The sequence below is a fragment of the Clostridium sp. Marseille-P7770 genome (assembly GCF_902143525.1).
GTDB lineage: Bacteria > Bacillota > Clostridia > Lachnospirales > Lachnospiraceae > Pilosibacter.
The window spans coordinates 40,128-58,727 of record NZ_CABFVC010000011.1 but is presented as its reverse complement, the minus strand read 5'-3'; the positions used below and the strand labels follow the sequence as shown (position 1 = coordinate 58,727).

General features: G+C 49.9%; 14 protein-coding genes and 1 riboswitch. Of the genes, 5 read left to right on the top strand and 9 right to left on the bottom strand.

Annotation, left to right across the window (positions count from 1 at the left end; translation table 11 throughout):
• Positions 1 to 203 precede the first annotated feature (203 nt).
• Positions 204 to 839 (top strand): signal peptidase I, encoded by a 636-nt coding sequence (gene lepB / locus FN001_RS17480; protein ID WP_118530873.1) that lies wholly within the window; start codon positions 204 to 206, stop codon positions 837 to 839.
• Between the two features lie 103 nt (positions 840 to 942).
• Entirely contained in the window at positions 943 to 2,262 is a 1,320-nt protein-coding gene (locus tag FN001_RS17475; protein WP_142412710.1) for an aspartate kinase, read from the top strand.
• Positions 2,263 to 2,560: 298 nt separating this feature from the next.
• Here FN001_RS17475 and FN001_RS17470 read toward each other — a convergent pair whose 3' ends face one another.
• Genes FN001_RS17470 through FN001_RS17460 form a run of 3 tightly spaced genes read right to left on the bottom strand, consistent with a single transcriptional unit; the run spans position 2,561 to position 6,391 of the window.
• A complete protein-coding gene (locus tag FN001_RS17470) occupies positions 2,561 to 4,501 on the bottom strand; it encodes an extracellular solute-binding protein (RefSeq protein ID WP_142412709.1) in 1,941 nt (646 codons plus the stop codon).
• Positions 4,501 to 5,322 (bottom strand): ABC transporter permease, encoded by an 822-nt coding sequence (locus FN001_RS17465; RefSeq protein WP_142412708.1) that lies wholly within the window; start codon positions 5,320 to 5,322, stop codon positions 4,501 to 4,503. Before FN001_RS17465 ends, FN001_RS17470 begins: the two co-directional genes overlap by 1 nt.
• Positions 5,315 to 6,391, bottom strand: coding sequence for an ABC transporter ATP-binding protein (locus tag FN001_RS17460; protein ID WP_142412707.1), 1,077 nt, complete (start codon positions 6,389 to 6,391; stop codon positions 5,315 to 5,317). The genes FN001_RS17465 and FN001_RS17460 overlap by 8 nt, the downstream gene beginning before the upstream one ends.
• Positions 6,392 to 6,733: 342 nt before the next feature.
• Here FN001_RS17460 and FN001_RS17455 point away from each other — a divergent pair, with 342 nt between their 5' ends.
• The 3 genes from FN001_RS17455 (at position 6,734) to rpiB (ending at position 9,441) form a co-directional block, all read left to right on the top strand.
• The gene (locus FN001_RS17455; RefSeq protein WP_142412706.1) at positions 6,734 to 7,786 is read left to right on the top strand and encodes a lactonase family protein; all 1,053 of its coding nucleotides are present in this window, start codon (positions 6,734 to 6,736) and stop codon (positions 7,784 to 7,786) included.
• 6 nt (positions 7,787 to 7,792) lie between these two features.
• Positions 7,793 to 8,923, top strand: a complete 1,131-nt coding sequence (gene aroC / locus FN001_RS17450; RefSeq protein WP_118530883.1) for a chorismate synthase — start codon at positions 7,793 to 7,795, stop codon at positions 8,921 to 8,923.
• A 77-nt stretch (positions 8,924 to 9,000) separates the two neighbouring features.
• Positions 9,001 to 9,441 carry a ribose 5-phosphate isomerase B gene (gene rpiB / locus FN001_RS17445; protein ID WP_118530885.1) on the top strand — a complete coding sequence of 147 codons (441 nt, stop codon included), beginning with the start codon at positions 9,001 to 9,003 and terminating at the stop codon, positions 9,439 to 9,441.
• A gap of 47 nt (positions 9,442 to 9,488) precedes the next feature.
• On the opposite strand, the gene FN001_RS17440 is transcribed toward rpiB, so the two are convergent.
• The 6 genes from FN001_RS17440 to murA all read right to left on the bottom strand — a co-directional run bounded on the left by FN001_RS17440 (position 9,489) and on the right by murA (position 18,566).
• Complete coding sequence (locus FN001_RS17440; RefSeq protein ID WP_142412705.1) at positions 9,489 to 11,171, bottom strand: DEAD/DEAH box helicase; 1,683 nt, start codon at positions 11,169 to 11,171, stop codon at positions 9,489 to 9,491.
• Positions 11,172 to 11,629: 458 nt separating this feature from the next.
• Entirely contained in the window at positions 11,630 to 12,823 is a 1,194-nt protein-coding gene (locus tag FN001_RS17435; protein ID WP_142412704.1) for an MFS transporter, read from the bottom strand.
• Between the two features lie 386 nt (positions 12,824 to 13,209).
• The gene (locus FN001_RS17430; protein WP_118297167.1) at positions 13,210 to 13,899 is read right to left on the bottom strand and encodes a response regulator transcription factor; all 690 of its coding nucleotides are present in this window, start codon (positions 13,897 to 13,899) and stop codon (positions 13,210 to 13,212) included.
• A gap of 17 nt (positions 13,900 to 13,916) precedes the next feature.
• Positions 13,917 to 15,395: a sensor histidine kinase gene (locus FN001_RS17425; RefSeq protein ID WP_142412703.1), complete on the bottom strand. Its 1,479-nt coding sequence runs from the start codon at positions 15,393 to 15,395 to the stop codon at positions 13,917 to 13,919.
• A gap of 320 nt (positions 15,396 to 15,715) precedes the next feature.
• Positions 15,716 to 16,903 (bottom strand): methionine adenosyltransferase, encoded by a 1,188-nt coding sequence (metK, locus tag FN001_RS17420; RefSeq protein ID WP_142412702.1) that lies wholly within the window; start codon positions 16,901 to 16,903, stop codon positions 15,716 to 15,718.
• A 79-nt stretch (positions 16,904 to 16,982) separates the two neighbouring features.
• A riboswitch (SAM riboswitch) is annotated at positions 16,983 to 17,099 on the bottom strand.
• Positions 17,100 to 17,273: 174 nt separating this feature from the next.
• Entirely contained in the window at positions 17,274 to 18,566 is a 1,293-nt protein-coding gene (gene murA / locus FN001_RS17415) for a UDP-N-acetylglucosamine 1-carboxyvinyltransferase (protein WP_142412701.1), read from the bottom strand.
• Positions 18,567 to 18,600 lie beyond the last annotated feature (34 nt).

Genomic DNA, 18,600 nt, shown 5'->3' with positions numbered 1-18,600 from the left:
ATTAAAAAATTCCTTACCTTTTTCGAAATTCTCTTGCGAAACTTGACAATTTATCATAAACTCTTTATTGTATGTTGTGATGCCAGGGTCAAAAGTCCGGAAATCCGATGCCGGCTTGCCTGCAGGAAGATTTTTGAATCTGGGATCTGCCAAAAACAGGAATGTTTTTGAGTATATTAGTCAAACGAGGTTATCATCTTTATATGGAAAATAACGGAAAAGAAAAGAAAGAAAAAACAGGCTGGGTAGCGGAGCTGATCAGCTGGGTCCAGGTTCTTGTATCCGCCGCCGTCATTGCCTTCGTTCTCACGACTTTTGTCATCGCAAACAGTGAGATCCCGACCGGTTCCATGGAAAACACCATCATGGCAGGAAGCCGCGTCATCGGCTCCAGGCTGCACTACAAATTCGCAGATCCGGAACGCGGAGATGTCGCGATCTTCGTCTTTGGCTGGCAATGCCCGGAATGCAACGCCATCATCGAAGGCGACAAGCAGGATACCTGCCCGGCCTGCGGTTCCGAAGTCGGAAAACGTGGTCATACGATCTACTATGTAAAGCGTGTGATCGGTATGCCGGGTGATGTCATCGATATCATCGACGATAAGGTCTATCTGAACGGTTCCGACACTCCGCTCGACGAGCCGTATCTGGCAGAACCGATGAACCAGCATGAAACTTACCATTTTGAAGTTCCGGAAAACTGCTACTTTATGATGGGCGACAACCGAAATTATTCTCTGGATGCCCGCTACTGGCAGAATCACTACATTTCCAGAGACAAGATGGTTGCAAAGGTATTCTTCGAATACTTCCCGACACCGAAGGTAATCCACTAATCGGCAAAATCCGCGACCACAACGGTATCATACGGAATTTTCAGTTCAGAAAATTCCTACCCATGAAAAGTAACAAATATTTCACTTACACAGGAGACAAATTATGAAAAAGGTTGTAAAGTTCGGCGGCAGCTCTCTCGCGAGTGCCCGTCAGTTTAAAAAAGTAAAGGCGATCATCGACGCCGATAAGACACGCTGCTATGTCGTTCCGTCCGCTCCGGGAAAGAGAGACAGCAAGGACACAAAAGTAACTGACATGTTATACCAGTGCTACGATGCAGCCAGCACAGGACAGAGCTACAAGCGCATTCTCGACCAGATCAAAAAGCGCTACACAGACATCATCGACGGTCTTGAGCTCAACTTAAACCTTGACTTTGAATTTTCAAAGATCGAAGAAAATTTCTTAAATAAAGTCGGACGCGACTATGCGGCTTCCAGAGGAGAATATTTAAACGGTCTCATCATGGCAAACTACCTCGGATTCACCTTCGTGGACGCGGCTGACGTGATCCGTTTCGATGCAGACGGAAACTTCCTCTCCGAGGAGACAAACGAGGAGATGAGAGAACACCTCGCTTCCTTAAAGCAGGCTGTCATCCCGGGATTCTACGGTGCTAAGCCGGATGGAACAATCCACACCTTCTCCCGCGGCGGCTCCGATATCACAGGTTCCATCGTTGCCCGTGCGATCCAGGCTGATCTCTATGAGAACTGGACCGATGTCTCCGGTTTCCTTGTCGCTGACCCGAGGATCGTCGACAATCCGGCTCCGATCGAAACGATCACTTACACAGAGCTCCGTGAGCTCTCCTACATGGGCGCAAGCGTTCTCCACGAGGATGCGATCTTCCCGGTAAGAAAAGAGGGAATCCCGATCAACATCCGCAACACAAACCGTCCGGAAGATCCGGGTACCATGATCGTTGAGAACACCAGCAAACGCCCGCGCTACACGATCACAGGCGTTGCAGGAAAGAAAGGCTTCTGCGCAATGAACATCGACAAGGCAATGATGAACTCCGAAGTCGGTTTTGGGAGAAAAGTCCTTGAGGTCTTTGAGAAGAACGGCATCTCCTTCGAACATATGCCGTCCGGGATCGATACGATGTCCGTTCTCGTCCATCAGGATGAGTTCCAGGAGAAAGAGCAGTCCGTTCTTGCAGGAATCCAGCGTGCAGTTCACCCGGATATCGTGACTCTCGAGTCCGATCTCGCAGTGATCGCAGTCGTAGGACGCGGCATGAAAGCAATGCGCGGGACTGCTGCAAGAATCTTCGCAGCACTTGCACACGCAAAGATCAACGTTAAGATGATTGACCAGGGATCCAGTGAACTGAACATCATCATCGGTGTCGCAGATGACGATTTCGAGCCGGCGATCCGCGCGATCTATGATATTTTTGTAAAGACAGAGTTATAAGGGATCGCAATTCCATAAATTTTTAAAAATCCCCATGCACCGGTGAATGTTTCATAGCGGTGTGTGGGGATTTTTTTAATGAATCATCTTCGCACGAGTGTACATCTCAGACACGCAGTGCCTCTTTATTGAATAAAAAATTCTCTAAACAAGCTTCGCGAGTTTCCACTTGTTATCGCTACAGTCGCCAAGTTCTCGCGCAAGCGCGGACTTTGACTCGTTGTTCGCGTAAAATAAAACTCCCCACACCGGTCATGTCCTCCGGTACAGGGAGCTTTTCCTGTCACTTTTCAATTCTTTATTCTGACTTGACTTCCTTCCACAGCGCACTGTAGAGGTCATCCGCCTCGGTTCCGAGATAACTGTATACCTCAGAGTTTTCCAGCTTATCGGTATCCGGGAATACAGCTTTGTTCTCCTGATATTCCGGATCCAGAAGGTCGAACGCGGCCTTGTTCGGCGTCGCGTAGGTGATGTACTCGAAGTTCTTCACCGCGATATCCGGACGGCAGAGGAAGTTGATCCACTTCTCCGCATTCTCTTTGTTCTTCGCATTGTACGGGATCACCCAGGAATCGATCCAGATGTTTGTTCCCTCTTCCGGAAGTACATACTCCAGATCATAATCAAGATTCAGCGTCTCCGCCTCTTCCTGCAGATAGAGCAGCTCGCCGGAATAGATGACTCCGACCGCCGCCTCACCGTTCAACATCTTGTCGCGGACCTGATCCACGACATAGGCCTGTACGAGCGGTTTCTGTGCGAGAAGCAGCTTCTTCGCCTCCTGGAGCTCCGCCTCATCGGTCGTATTCATCGAATAGCCGAGTTCCTTGAGCGCCACCATAAAGGCGTCGCGGACGCTGTCCTGCATCAGGATCTCGCCCTTTAAGCGCTCATCCCAGAGATCCGACCACTTCGTCGGCGCCGGAACCCCGAGTTCTTCCAGTTTCTGGACATTGTAGATGATCCCGACGGTTCCCCATGTATACGGAACAGAATAGCGGTTATCCGGGTCAAATGCCTTCGACTTTTCAAGGTAAACCTGGTCGATGTTTTTGATGTTCGGAACATTGTCAAAATTGATCTCCGCAAGAAGTCCGTTCTCCGCCATCTTCTGGATCATATAGTCGGATGGACATACGACGTCGTAATTCACGCCGCCGGCCTCGATGACCGGGTACATCTCCTCGTTCGTCTCGAAAAGGTCATAGGTCACATGGATCCCGGTCTCCGCCTCAAATTCGTCTATCACGCTCTCATCGATGTATTCGCCCCAGTTGTATACATAGAGCTCATCCGAGTGGGAGGAAGAAAAGTGCAGGTAGCTGGTATATGCCACGCTTCCAACGATCAGGAAGGAGGCAAGCACGATCGCTGCCTTTCCGGTCCATGCCGGTTTCTTTCCGCGGTCCGGTGCTGCGTTCGGTCCGAAGCTGCCCGCTCCCGCCTTCGCCTGCGGTTTTGCCGGAGCAAAGTTTGTAATGAGCAGCAGCGCGAGCACAGTCACAAAGATCACTGTGGAGAGCGCGTACATGGACGGCTTGATGCCGCGGCGCACCTCACTGTAGATCAGCGTGGACAGAGTATTGATCCCGGCGCCTTTTGTGAAGTGGGTGATGATAAAATCATCCAGAGACATCGTAAACGCCATCAGGAAGCCCGATAACACGCCCGGAAGGATATCCGGGAAGACAACCTTGAAAAATGCCTTTACAGGGCCTGCTCCGAGGTCCATGGCCGCCTCGTAGGTGTTCCGGCTTGTCTGTTTTAGCTTCGGCATAACGCTTAACATCACATACGGCACGTTGAACGTGATGTGCGCAAAAAGGATCGTCTTGAATCCCAGGGAGATACCGAACGCGATGAACATCAGCATCAGGGAGATACCTGTCACGATATCGGAGTTTAACATCGGGATGTTGTTGAGTCCCATGCAGATCGTTCTCGGGAGCTTCTTCATCGAGGAGATCCCGATCGCCGCGGCCGTTCCGAGGATCGTCGCGATCAGCGCCGACAGGAAGGCAATCAGCAGCGTATTATAGAGGGCGTCCATGATCGACGCGCTCTCAAACATCTGTTTATACCACTGTAACGTGAACCCGCCCCACTGGGATCTCGATTTCGAGCTGTTGAAGGACAGGACCATCATGACGAGGATCGGTGCATATAAGAAGATCAGTACCAGCACCAGATAAAAATCCTCAAAAAATTTCTTCAGTCTTTCTCTTACGGTTTTCATCAGAATGCAGTGCCCTCCCCATTCTTATCGTATTTTGCGATCATGGTCATGCTGAGAAGGATGAAGATCATGAGCACCATGGAAAGTCCGGCACCGAGGTTCCAGTTGCTTCCCTTTGTAAATTCCTGCTCGATGACGTTTCCGATGAGCAGGATCTTGCTGCCGCCCAGGAGGTTTGAGATTACGAACGTCGTGAGCGCCGGGACAAACACCATCGTGATCCCGCTGACAATGCCCGGAACGCTCAACGGGATCAGGATCTTTGTGAGTGTCTGGTAATTATCCGCTCCGAGGTCCCGCGCAGCATTGATCACATTGTCATCGATCTTCACGAGTGTGTTGTAGATCGGCAGGACCATGAACGGCAGGAAATTGTAGACCATGCCGAGAATGATCGCCGCCGGAGTGTTGATGATCGCAACATTCGGCAGATGCAGCAGCGTGAGGAAGGTATTGATCACACCGTTCTTCTCAAGCAGGGTCTGCCACGCCATGGTTCTTAAAAGGAAGTTCATCCACATCGGAAGGATAAAGATAAACACCACAAAGCTTCCTTTTCCGATATGGCGCTTTCGTAAAATCAGCGCCAGCGGATATGCGAGGATCAGACAGATCACCGTACTGACACCCGCGAGAAGTAAGGACAGCCACAGCGCCTTTAAATGCTCGGAGGAACCGATCGCCAGGATATTTGCCAGCGTGAACGCGCCGCTGCGGTCCGTCAGACCATAGTAAAATACCATGAGCAGCGGGATCACGGTAAATCCCGCCATCCATATGATATAAGGATAAGCCAGAAATCTGGATGTTTTTCTATTCATTGACTCCAACGGCCTCCTCGTCCTCGGACTCCGGCTTGTTCATGATCTGGATATCGAACGGATCCACATGAATGCCGACTTTCTGTCCGACCGGGAACATGTCCGTGCTGTGGACCAGCCACTCGTAGCCGTCCGGGGTCGTAACTTCCATCTCGTAGTGTACGCCTTTGAAGATCAGGTGTGTAACAACGCCCTGGAGAGTGCCGTTCTCCGGCTTCACAAGATCGATATCCTCCGGCCGGATCACCACGTCGACCGGCTTGTTGTTTCCGAATCCTTTATCCACACAGGCGAATTTCGCGCCGAAGATCTCCACAAGCTCGTCGCGGATCATCGTTCCACCCACGATATTGCTCTCGCCGATAAAGTCCGCGACAAAGGCATTTTCCGGCTCATTGTAGATCTGCTCCGGCGTTCCCATCTGCTGGATATAGCCCTGGTTCATGACAACGATCGTGTCGGACATCGTGAGCGCCTCTTCCTGGTCGTGGGTGACATAGATAAAGGTGATTCCCAGCTCATTTTTCAGGCGGATCAGCTCATATTGCATGTCCTGGCGGAGCTTCAGGTCGAGAGCGCCGAGCGGCTCGTCGAGAAGCAGAAGTTTCGGCTCGTTTACGATCGCGCGGGCGATGGCAATCCGCTGCTGCTGGCCGCCGCTTAAAGAATCCACGCTCCGGTTCTCAAATCCGTCAAGGTTTACAAGTTTCAATGCATATTTGATCTTATCATCAATATAGCTCTTCGATTTGCCTTTGATCTTCAGACCGAACGCGATATTCTCTGCAATACTCATGTGCGTGAACAGGGCGTACTTCTGAAACACTGTATTTAACTGGCGTTTGTTCGGCGGCATACTTGTGATGTCTTCCCCGTCAAAGATCACCTGACCTTTATCCGGTTTCTCAAACCCACCGATGATTCTTAAGGTCGTTGTCTTTCCGCAGCCGCTCGGGCCGAGCAGCGTCACGAAGGAGTTTTCCTTTACGGAAAGGCTCAGATCGTCGAGGATCAGATCCCCGTCATAACTCTTAAAAATGTGGGACAAATCAATGAGCGGATGCTCCATTCCTTTTTCCTCCTGATGTAAACAGATTTCATACGATAGATTCCGCTGTTTTTGTGTTCAGCTTGAATGTATTTTTATACATGGTTTTCTTCAGATATACGAAAAACGGCAAAATGCCTATCATAGTATATTTACGCATGGTTTTCCCGTTCTGTCAATAGATTTTCTCTTGTTTCTTTTTCCTGTTGTTTGTACATGATCGCATCCATACAATTTTCAGATTTCAGTTAACAAACCGGTCAGATTATGATAAAATGAGTACATCTATGAATCTCCGGAGGAGGTTGGCAAAATCGGCAGTTTTTGCGTCTCCGGACATCGAAAGCAAAGGGGAATTTACCTATGACTGGAAAATACATGGCTTATGTTGGCTCTTATTCCTATACGGGAAAGGCAAAAGGGATCACCGTATATGATGTTGATGTGGCGGCAGGAAAATTCATCTACCGCTGCGAAGTGGAAGTGGACAACTCTTCCTATCTAAAATCATCCCAGAACGGAAAAATCCTGTACTCTATCGCCGATGAGGGCGTTGTCGCGTTCCGCGTTCTTCCGAACGGAAGTCTCGCACGTTTAAACAGTGCGAAGATCAAGGGCATGCGCGGATGCCACCTTTCTACGAGCAAAGCAGATGACTATATCTTTATCTCCGGTTTCCACGATGGAAAGATCACGGTCCTTCATCTGAACGAGGACGGATCGGTCGGAGATATCGCCGACGGTGTCTTCCACAAGGGACTTGGCTCCGTCGCTGAGCGAAGCTTCCGTCCGCATGTGAGCTGCAGCCGCCTGACTCCGGACGAGCGCTTCTTAATGGTCGCAGACCTCGGGATCGACCAGATCAAAGTTTACCGTTTTGACCATAAAGACGGAAAGATCGCTCTCGTGGACACGATCCGCTGTGAGCTCGAATCCGCCCCGAAATACTTCATGTTCAGCTCCGACGGCCGTTTCTTCTATGTCCTGTATGAGATGAAAAATGTGATCGAGGTTTATTCCTATAAAGAAGGCGAACGTGTTCCGATCGTCGAGAAGATCCAGACGATCTCATCCACAGGAAACAAACCGAACCAGCTGACCGCTGCCTGTGCGATGCATTTCTCCCCAGATGAGAAACATGTATTCTGCAGCAATGCCGGCGACAATACGGTGTCCATGTACGACCGCGATGATGAGACCGGAATGCTGACCCTGCGCTTCTGTCTTCCGATCAGCGGGGATTATCCGAAGGATATCGCGATCTTCCCGGGCGGAGAACATCTCGCTTCTATCAACCACGAGGGAAGTATTTCCTTCTTTAAGATCGACTATGAAAAAGGTCTTCTCGTCATGAGCGACCGCAGCATCAAGGTCAATGAGCCGAACTGCTGTGAAATTGTAAAGATTGGAGATTAAAATAACATGGCAGCAGGTTCTACCATCGGCACAATATTTAAAGTAACAACCTGGGGAGAATCCCACGGAAAAGCCATCGGCGTTGTCGTTGACGGCTGCCCGGCGGGACTTCCTTTAGAGGAATCCGATATCCAGAAACTTTTAGACCGAAGGAAACCGGGACAGAGCCGCTTTACGACCCAGCGAAAAGAGGGAGATGAGGTCGAGATCCTCTCCGGCGTTTTCGAGGGAAAAACAACCGGAACCCCGATCTCCATGATCGTGCGGAACACAGACCAGCGTTCCAAAGACTACTCCAATATCGCTTCCTGTTTCCGCCCGGGACATGCCGACTACACGTTTGAGGAAAAATACGGATTCCGCGATTACCGCGGCGGCGGACGTTCCTCCGCCCGTGAGACGATCGGCCGTGTTGCGGCGGGTGCGATCGCTGAAAAGTTCTTAAAACAGTTAAATATCTCTGTGACTGCCTATGCGAAATCGATCGGTCCGGTTGAGGTATCCCCGGAGCGCATGGACCTTTCAGAGATCCCGAATAACCGGTTCTGTCTCCCGGATGCGGACTCCGCAAAGGAGGCGGAGCACTATCTTGACCAGAAGATCGCAGAATGTGACTCCGTCGGCGGAGTCGTTGAGTGTGTGATCTCCGGTCTTCCGGCCGGTCTCGGCGAGCCGGTCTTCGAAAAACTGGATGCCAACCTCGCAAAAGCGATCCTCTCGATCGGTGCTGTCAAAGGTTTTGAGATCGGAGACGGATTTGCCGCGACGAAAGCGTGCGGATCGGAAAATAACGATGAATTCCGTATGGATGGAGATAAGATCGTGAAGGAGACGAACCATGCCGGCGGCGTTCTCGGCGGCATCAGCGACGGAAGTGATGTGATCTTCCGCGCCGCATTCAAGCCGACTCCATCGATCGCAAAATCCCAGGAGACAGTGACAAAGGACGGCGAGAATATCGATCTCGTGATCCACGGTCGTCACGACCCGGTGGTTGTTCCGAGAGCTGTTGTTGTAGTCGAATCTATGGCTGCGATCACCGCGATGGATATGCTCTTAATGTCCATGACTTCCAGACTTGACCTGATCCAGATGTTCTTCCAGGTGGAGAATGTCGATGATTCACCGGAACAGTAATATTGATCCGATTCCCACATGGCAGAGAGTCTGCTCTCTGTTCATGGAATAATAGTAAATAACAGGAGAAGAAAGAAATGAAAATCGCAATCGCTAACGACCACTCAGCTGTAGAGCTGAAAAACATCATCAAGGAGCACCTCGAGAGCAATGGCTACGAAGTATTAAACCTCGGAACAGACTCCACAGAGAGCTGTGATTACCCGGTATACGGTGAGAAGGTTGGCCGCGCAGTCGCTGACGGCGAAGCAGATCTCGGAATTGCCATCTGCGGAACCGGCGTCGGCATCTCTTTAGCTGCCAACAAGGTAAAAGGCATCCGCGCATGTGTCTGCAGCGAGCCGTACACCGCAAAGCTTTCCAGAATGCATAACAACTCCAACATTCTCGCGTTTGGTGCACGCGTTGTCGGAAGTGAGCTCGCAAAGATGATCGTTGACGAGTGGCTGAACGCAAGCTTTGAGGGCGGCCGCCACCAGAGACGTGTGGATATGATCATGGATATTGAGAATAAGTAATTGACGATAAAAACCCCCGAAGTGTACCAGACTTCGGGGGTTTTGTTTTATCTTCTGTTCGCCTTCTCCACATGAACGCTCTTACCTTTGATCTTCACATGGTTCATCGCATCCGTGACGATATCGGCCTGGTCCTTCGGTACTTCGACGAAGGTGTATTTGTCGTACATATCGATGCTGCCGACAAGACGGCCCGGGATTCCGGATTCTCCGGCGATCGCGCCTAAAATGTCTCCCGGCTTCACATTCTGGTTCTTTCCGAGGTTGATGAACAGTCTCGTCATGCCGCCTCTGGCATTCTTTCTGTCCACATATTCCTCGTCATCGCCTCTGCCGCGTCTGCGTCCGTTTCTTCCGCGGTCATTTCTGCCGCCGCGGCGGTCGAGATCATCAAGGTCGCGGAGCGGTCTTCCCTCATCCACGATATCCTCGTAGTCATCTCCCATCGCCATCTTTAAGAACGCTGCTGCGAGCTCTAAGGAAGTATAATCCTCCGCGAGCAGGCGCTTTTCGATAATATCTGTCATGCGCTCGAGGTCGCTGTCCTCACCGATATGCTGCTGCACATCGTCTAAGATTTTCTCCGCCTTGATCGCTGTGACGTCGTCTAAGGACGGGATCGGCTGCGGAACGATCTTTGTCTTACAGAATCTCTGGATGTCACGGAGTTTGTAGACTTCGCTTCCGACTGCAAGGCTGAACGCACGTCCCTCTCTTCCGGCACGTCCGGTACGCCCGATTCTGTGTACATAATACTCGTCATCCTGCGGGATATCGTAGTTGAATACCGCTTCCACGTCGTCCACGTCGATTCCTCGTGCAGCGACATCCGTTGCAACAAGAATCTCGGTCGCTCCGTTCCGGAAGCTGCTCATAACGCGGTCTCGCTGCTCCTGCTTTAAGTCTCCGTGAAGACCTTCCGCGAAATATCCGCGTCCCTGAAGCGCCTGTACCAGCTCATCTACCTGCTTTTTCGTGTTGCAGAATGCAACAGAGAGCTTCGGGGAATAGAGGTCCAACAGACGGCACATTACTTCCACTTTGTTTCTCGGTTTTACTTCATAATAATACTGGGTTACCTTCGGAACCGTCAGTTCCTTCTTTACGACCTGGACCATCTTCGGGTCTTTCTGGAACTTCTGGGCAATCTGGGCGATCGCGTGCGGCATCGTCGCGGAGAACATCACGGTCTGGCGCTCCTCCGGAAGTTCACCGAGGATCGTCTCCATGTCCTCAAGGAATCCCATGTTTAACATTTCATCCGCCTCATCGAGAACGACCGTGTGGATCGCATCGGTGCGGATCGTCTTTCTTCTCATGTGGTCCATCACACGTCCCGGGGTTCCGACGATGATCTGGACTCCGCCCTTTAAGGAACGGATCTGCTTTACGATCTCCTGTCCGCCGTATACCGGAAGGATCTTGATTCCGGACATATATTTCGCAAGCCGGCGAAGTTCTTCCGCAACCTGGATCGCAAGTTCTCTTGTCGGGCAGAGTATCATTGCCTGTGTCTTTCTGTTTTCCGGATCCATCTTCATAAGAAGCGGGATTCCGAACGCTGCTGTCTTACCGGTTCCTGTCTGGGCCTGACCGATCATATCGTGGCCTTCCATCTCAACCGGGATCGCCTGGGCCTGGATCGGGGACGCTGCCTCAAATCCCATATCGGTAACTGCGCGGAGGATCCGCGGGTCTAAATTAAGTTCATCAAATCTAATTGTTTCCATTCAATATCCTTTCTGTTTTGTCTGCATAACGATTCCATGCCTCGGATATATTCCTATATCATATGGAATTTTCCGTTCAGAAAATTCCTGCCCGTGAAAAGTCACGATATTTCTTCCTTACTTTTCTATAACGATTCATCCGGATTCCCGGATTTCCATACCGGTCACAGAATTCTATATACAATGCTGACGGCTGCCTTTTGATTCCCAGCCGTGCGGGGTGCAAATGTAAAATATCTTATAACATAGGAAGAAAAAAGTCAAGCAAAAGCCTGCATGGAAACAGAAAACCCCGGAAAACATGTTTTTGACGCCATGTTTTCCGGGGAAACTGCCTGATTTGCAGTGTTTCGGTCATACGTGAAATAATCTGAACAACTGCCTGTATCATGTCATAAAATGATTCTTTTTATAACCGTGTATGATTCTTTCCGCTATACACGGTAAATGAACATCCTCTACACCTCTTTTTTATGGTAACACAGATATCCGAACGCCGCCGCAACGCCAACCGAGTAGATCACGAAGGTGCATGCAAACGGAAGCTTTGCATTTACAGAATAGATAAATCCGGCTGTCAGGGAACCCGCGATACTTCCCAGGGACTGGGTCGCGTTGAAGAATCCCATGACAAGGTTTTTCTGTTTCGGATCCGCCTGATTTGCCACCATATTCTGGAGGACCGGGACGCTGACGGAATAGCCCGCATAAACGAGAATACTAAAGAAGATGAAAATTCCGATATTCACGGAGATCAACGTTCCGATCGCCGCCAGTGCACAGAAGGCGGTGAGGACGACCATGGACTTTTTGACATTCGTCTTCTTGATGATCCAGATGCAGAGACTCATATTCGCGATAAAGGATACGAAACCAACGCCTGCCTTGATAATTCCGTTGTAGGAGGAAGTCAGACCAAGCTGTGCCTTTAAGTAATAGTTGAAAGCCTGGTCAAAACCGGTATTTCCGAAGTTGATAAAGATATTGATCGCGAACAGGAACACAAACGCCATGCACATAAAGTTTTTGCTGTCGATGAACGCCTGGAACGGATTTGCCTCTTTCGTGAGCTGTTTTGCCGGAATATCCTTTAAATTTGCGGTACTGTCCGGCTCACAGATCATAAAGAACGCAACTGCGACCGCGATCAGGGTTCCCGCCTGCACCAGGAATGCCAGCCGAACGGAAGACTCGCCTAAGAAGCCGCCGATCATATAGCCGAACGCACTGGCCACGCTCTTGATCGTCGCGCTGTAAGTCAGATATTTTCCCTGGTCTTCCGGGTTTGACTTGTTTACGATGTAAGTCAGGAAGCTTACAAAGATCCCGCCGGTAAAGAGTCCCGCGAACATTCTCGCGAGGATGATCATGAGTTCCGTAGTCGCGTAGGCGAACCAGATCTGTGCCACGCCGTATCCAAGACAGCAGATCAATAAGGAAAGTCTCGAGGAAATATAGTTATTGATCTTTCCCCAGAACGGTGACAGCAGGAAATTCGTGATCAGCATGACTGCCAGCGCCACGCCAAACATATAGTCGTGGAGGCGGAGTTCCTGGATCACCGTCGGCGTTACCGGATGGGCAAAGTTCGCTGCCAGATTGAATACGACCATGGCGGCAAAAAAGGCGAAAAATCTCATTTTGTACTTCATAGGCGGTGTCTTCCTTTGTCTTTATTCAGTTTCTGCCGGGCAGGCATTTCCAGTCGGCAACATTGCCTGCATCATGGCACACAGAGCCATATTGCGATCCGGATGCGTTTATCCATCAAGAACTGTTCTATCTTTTCTGTATTTACTTCACTTTTTACAGAAAATTCGCATAATTCAAGTTTAAACGGATACAGTCGAAATGTCAAGCGCAAAACATCGCGGTGACCACTGCTGTTAAACAAAAAACACCTCTGAAGCAGATCTGTTTTTTCAACCAGTCTGCTTCAGAGGTATCTTCTCACATATCATGTTTCCCATGCGTCTGAGCGGGATTTCACGGCATCTTTTCTAAAAGTTTTCTTCTGCCCATCTTCGTCTCCTGCAGATCAGACTTTAAACCGGTAGCCGACTCCCCAGATCGTCTCGATATACTGCGGTTTTGCCGTATTCATCTCGATCTTTTCACGGATCTTCTTAATGTGGACTGTGACGGTCGCGATATCGCCGATGGATTCCATATCCCAGATCTTTGAGAAGAGTTCTTCCTTTGTAAATACATGGTTCGGGTTCTGGGCGAGGAACGCCAGAAGGTCGAATTCCTTTGTCGTAAAGTTCTTCTCCTCGCCGTTTACATAGACGCGGCGGGCGGTCTTATCGATCTTTAAACCACGGATCTCGATAATGTCGTTTGCCGGGGTTCCGCTTCCGATCAGTCTCTCGTAACGGGAAAGATGGGCTTTAACTCTCGCTACCATCTCACTCGGGCTGAACGGCTTGGTGATATAATCATCCGCGCCGAGGCCGAGACCGCGGATCTTGTCGATATCGTCTTTTTTCGCGGAGATCATGATGATCGGGGTGTTTTTTGTCTCCCTGATCTTTTTGCAGATTTCAAATCCATCAACGCCCGGAAGCATCAGATCCAGGATAAAAAGATCAAATTCTTCCGACATGGCTCTCTTTAAGCCTGCTTCCCCATCATTTTCTATTTCAACTTCAAAGCCCGATAATTCCAGATAGTCTTTCTCGAGCTCTGCAATACTTTCCTCATCTTCCACGATCAGAATTTTGCTCATATTGTTGTTTCCTCCTATTAATCTGCTGTCGTCTTTCTCAGCACAAAATGGATCTCTGTTCCGATCCCTTCCTTGCTCGTCGCCCAGATCTTTCCGCCGTGATCCTCGATGATCTTCTTTACGATGGAAAGTCCGATGCCGCTTCCGCCCTTGCTGGAATTTCTCGAAGAATCAGTCCGGTAGAACCTGTCAAAGATGTACGGAAGCTCCTTCTGGCCGATCCCCTTTCCATTATCCTCGATCTCGATCTGGACAAAATCACCGACATCAAGGATCCGGATATTGATGATCCCATGCTTTTTATCCATATATTTCAATGAATTTCCGATGATGTTGTTGATGACGCGCTTCATCTGCTCCGCGTCGGCGATCACCATCACGTCCTCATCCACAAAGTTAAAGTAGCCGAGCTCGATCCCTCTCGCTTCAAGCTCCAGGCCGACTTCCTCCACACAGTCACGGAAATAGTTTGCCACATTGATCTTTGAAAATGTGTACGGGATCTTATTTGTGTCGATCTTTGAGTAGAATGTCAGCTCATTGATCAGACGGTCCATATCATTCGCCTTATTGTAGATCGTCCGGATATATTTGTCCCGTTTCTCCGGCGAGGACGCGACACCTTCCATCAGTCCTTCCGCGTATCCCTTGATCGCTGTGATCGGGGTCTTTAAGTCGTGGGAGATGTTGCTGATCAGTTCCTTGCTCTCTTTGTCGTACTGGATCTTTTCCTCCGTGGATTCCTTCAGCCGGATCCTCATCTCCTCAAAGTTCTGGCAGAGCTGCCCGATCTCATCATCATCCTCAACGTCAAGAGTAAAGTCCAGATTGCCGTCACGGATCTGTTTTGTCGCCTCCTGGAGCTTTCCGATCGGCCATAAGATCGACCGGTATACCCACGCCGTCAGCATACCTCCGGTGATAAAAAGGATCATCGCGCTGCTGAGGAACATCTCCGTGATCAGGGATTTCACCTCCGGGATCACGTCCACCACGTTTGTCACGAGATAGATCCCGATCCGGCATCCATCCGAAAGTTCAAATTCACGCTGTTTGATCAGGTGTTCCGTATTCTTATCCAGATAATTTCCCCACGAATCCACATCATTGATCTCCGCATAATCCGAGATCTGGCTCTCGAGCGCCGATGCCGCTTCCTCATTTCCCGAATAGAAGAGTTTTCCATTCTTTGTCACCATCAAAAAGGAGTGCTTTAATTTCATCTGGTCATTCAGCGTTGCCAGATACGTCAGGTTCTCGAAATCAGACGGATCATTTTTGATCTCCTCCTCGATCTCCTTCTGGATACTCTCTGTCAGATGGCTGAACACGCGGATCGACGCGCCTGCCGAGAGATCCACCTGGCCGACTCCATATGTCTCGCTGAATACCCGGTTCTGATATGAGCTGAGTCCCATGATCGCGATATAGATCAGGATGATCGGCACCACCGTGATCGTACAAAAGGTTACCAGTAATTTTGTTCGTATTTTCATGAGCGTCCGCGCGCTCCCTTCTTATTTTTCATCCGGTCTTCCGGTCATTCGTCCGCTGTCAGGACTCCTGTCTGTATACAGAAAACCGACATATGATAAGTATAACACAACTCAGGGGTGGTGTTTATAAAAGTATTCTAAAATGTGGGATCTGCACGTTGTTATTGCGACAGTCGCCAGAGTCTTACGGAATCGCGGACTTTGGCTCATTGTTCGCGTAAATAGAAACAACGGCACAGTTTCCCGATCACCCCGGGGACTGTGCCGCTGCTTCCGATCATTTTCATGATATATGTCCATGATCTTTCTGTTCTTTTATCCTACAGATATTTCTTTAAATCCTCAACCTTGTCGAGCTTTTCCCACGGAAGATCTACATCGGTTCTTCCGAAGTGACCGTATGCTGCGGTCTGCTTGTAGATCGGACGGCGGAGATCAAGCATCTTGATGATTCCTGCCGGGCGAAGGTCAAAGTTGTCACGGATGATCTCAACTAACTTCTCGTCGGATACCTTTCCGGTTCCCTCTGTCTCGACCATGATGGAAGTCGGATGAGCAACACCGATCGCATAGGAAAGCTGGATCTCACACTGATCTGCAAGTCCTGCTGCTACAATGTTCTTTGCAACATAACGGGCTGCGTATGCTGCGGAACGGTCTACCTTTGTGCAGTCCTTTCCGGAGAAAGCTCCGCCGCCGTGACGTGCATATCCGCCGTAGGTGTCAACGATGATCTTTCTTCCTGTAAGTCCACTGTCTCCGTGCGGTCCGCCGATCACGAAACGTCCGGTCGGGTTGATGAAGAATTTGGTATCTGCATCTACCATCTCCTGCGGAAGGATCTCATCGAATACATATTTTTTGATATCCTCATGGATCTGCTCCTGAGTCACATTCTCATCATGCTGTGTGGAGAGAACGACTGCATCGAGGCGGAACGGCTTTCCGTTCTCATCGTACTCAACAGTAACCTGGGTCTTTCCATCCGGTCTTAAGTACGGAAGAGTTCCGTTCTTTCTTACCTCTGTGAGACGTCTTGCAAGCTTATGTGCAAGAGCGATCGGGTACGGCATGTACTCCGGTGTCTCATTTGTAGCGAAGCCGAACATCATACCCTGATCACCGGCGCCGATCGCGTCTAACTCGTCATCGGTCATGTTGTTCTCTTTCGCCTCAAGTGCCTTGTCAACACCCATCGCGATATCGCTGGACTGCTCATCGATCGCAGTGAGAACACCGCAGGTATCGCAGTCAAAACCATATTTTGCACGGTCATAGCCGATCTCGCGGACTGTCTCACGGACGATCTTCTGGATGTCCACGTATGCCTTTGTTGTGATCTCACCCATTACCATAACAAGACCTGTTGTTGTGCATGTCTCACACGCAACACGGCTCATCGGATCCTGCTCCATTAAAGCGTCGAGGATCGCATCGGAGATCGCGTCGCACATCTTATCCGGATGTCCTTCAGTTACGGACTCGGAAGTAAATAATCTCTTTTCCATTGTAACTCCTTTCGATTTTAAGCAAAACAAAAGTCCGCTCATGCTAAGCGGACTTGACAAACTTATCATCGGTCAAATCCTCTTATTGCTCGATTACTCGCTCAGGTTGGCACCTTCCTGCCCTCTCGCGAACGCGATTAACAGGGGTTGCCGTGACTTCACCGGTCCTATGTACCTCCATCACTCTGAATAAGGGATATTGCGAACTTTTTCACATTATGGCCGTAAGCCATCCCATGAATGACTCACGGACTGTATCTTATACGATTCAGAACAGAATGTCAAGCGGGAATCATAAAAAAAGCCCGAAAACCTGGAAAATCGGAAAAAATTCCCATAAATTCCGGGGTTTCGGACCGTTTCTTTATTCTCAGCTGACTCTCAGTCTGAATTTCTGTGCTTCCTTCTCAGAATCTACACGCTCGATCACAGCACCGAGAGAACGAAGTTTCTCTTCAAAATTTTCGTATCCGCGCTCGACATAGCCGATCTCATCAACAGTCGTATATCCGTCTGCAGCCAGTCCTGCGAGCACAAGAGCTGCGCCCGCGCGGAGATCCGGAGCAACGACCTGGGCACCTGTGAAGTTTGTGACACCGTCAACAATGGCAACACTGCCTTCTACCTTGATGTTTGCTCCCATGCGGGAAAGCTCATCCACATATTTGAAGCGGTTCTCAAAAATACTCTCTGTCACCACGCTTGTTCCGTCCGCCAGAGCAAGTGCCACCGTCATCTGCGGCTGCATATCGGTCGGGAATCCCGGGTACGGCAGAGTCTTAAAGTTCATGTGGCGCTGTTTCGGTTTTCCGACTACGCGGATCTCCTCATCGAACTCGACCACTTCACAGCCCATTTCCATCAGTTTTGCGGAGATCGCCTCCAGATGTTTCGGGATCACATTCTTTACGGTGATATCACCGCGGGTAATCGCCGCCGCACACATGAAGGTTCCGGCCTCGATCTGATCCGGGATGATCGAATAATTTGTTCCGTGAAGACGTCTCACTCCTTTGATCCTGATCACATCCGTACCTGCGCCTTTGATATTCGCGCCCATGCTGTTTAAGAAGTTCGCAACATCAACGACATGCGGCTCTTTTGCAACGTTCTCAAGAATCGTCTCGCCCTCGGCCATCGTTGCCGCCATCATGATATTGATGGTTGCTCCGACAGAAACCACATCAAGGTAGATATGGCTTGCGACAAGATCGATCGCGTGGGCTACAACTGCTCCGCGGACGATCTTCACATCGGATCCCAGGGCACGGAAACCCTTTAAATGCTGGTCGATCGGACGGCTTCCGATCGTACATCCGCCCGGAAGCGGAACTTCTGCACTCTTATATTTTCCGAGAAGCGCGCCGATAAAATAATATGACGCGCGGATCTTTCTCATATGCTCATCTTCCACGGTCACGGCGTGGATATTTGCGGCATTGATCCTTACGGTATGGCGGTCGATCCGGTCAACTTTCGCTCCAAGATGACTGATCGCATCCAGGAGAGCATTGATATCGCTGACATCCGGGAGATTATCGATCACAACATCGTCATCCGTCATGATCGCCGCCGCTAAGATTCCCAGAGCCGCATTCTTCGCGCCGCTTATAGTCACTTCACCTACAAGCGGGTTTCCGCCCTTCATAATGTACTGTTCCATTACGCACCTCTATCTATATATCTAAAAAAGGACA

Coding starts and splice junctions, on each gene's coding strand:
- lepB (WP_118530873.1), top strand. CDS start 204: ATGGAAAATAACGGAAAAGAAAAGAAAGAAAAAACAGGCTGGGTAGCG.
- FN001_RS17475 (WP_142412710.1), top strand. CDS start 943: ATGAAAAAGGTTGTAAAGTTCGGCGGCAGCTCTCTCGCGAGTGCCCGT.
- FN001_RS17470 (WP_142412709.1), bottom strand. CDS start 4,501: ATGAAAACCGTAAGAGAAAGACTGAAGAAATTTTTTGAGGATTTTTAT.
- FN001_RS17465 (WP_142412708.1), bottom strand. CDS start 5,322: ATGAATAGAAAAACATCCAGATTTCTGGCTTATCCTTATATCATATGG.
- FN001_RS17460 (WP_142412707.1), bottom strand. CDS start 6,391: ATGGAGCATCCGCTCATTGATTTGTCCCACATTTTTAAGAGTTATGAC.
- FN001_RS17455 (WP_142412706.1), top strand. CDS start 6,734: ATGACTGGAAAATACATGGCTTATGTTGGCTCTTATTCCTATACGGGA.
- aroC (WP_118530883.1), top strand. CDS start 7,793: ATGGCAGCAGGTTCTACCATCGGCACAATATTTAAAGTAACAACCTGG.
- rpiB (WP_118530885.1), top strand. CDS start 9,001: ATGAAAATCGCAATCGCTAACGACCACTCAGCTGTAGAGCTGAAAAAC.
- FN001_RS17440 (WP_142412705.1), bottom strand. CDS start 11,171: ATGGAAACAATTAGATTTGATGAACTTAATTTAGACCCGCGGATCCTC.
- FN001_RS17435 (WP_142412704.1), bottom strand. CDS start 12,823: ATGAAGTACAAAATGAGATTTTTCGCCTTTTTTGCCGCCATGGTCGTA.
- FN001_RS17430 (WP_118297167.1), bottom strand. CDS start 13,899: ATGAGCAAAATTCTGATCGTGGAAGATGAGGAAAGTATTGCAGAGCTC.
- FN001_RS17425 (WP_142412703.1), bottom strand. CDS start 15,395: ATGAAAATACGAACAAAATTACTGGTAACCTTTTGTACGATCACGGTG.
- metK (WP_142412702.1), bottom strand. CDS start 16,903: ATGGAAAAGAGATTATTTACTTCCGAGTCCGTAACTGAAGGACATCCG.
- murA (WP_142412701.1), bottom strand. CDS start 18,566: ATGGAACAGTACATTATGAAGGGCGGAAACCCGCTTGTAGGTGAAGTG.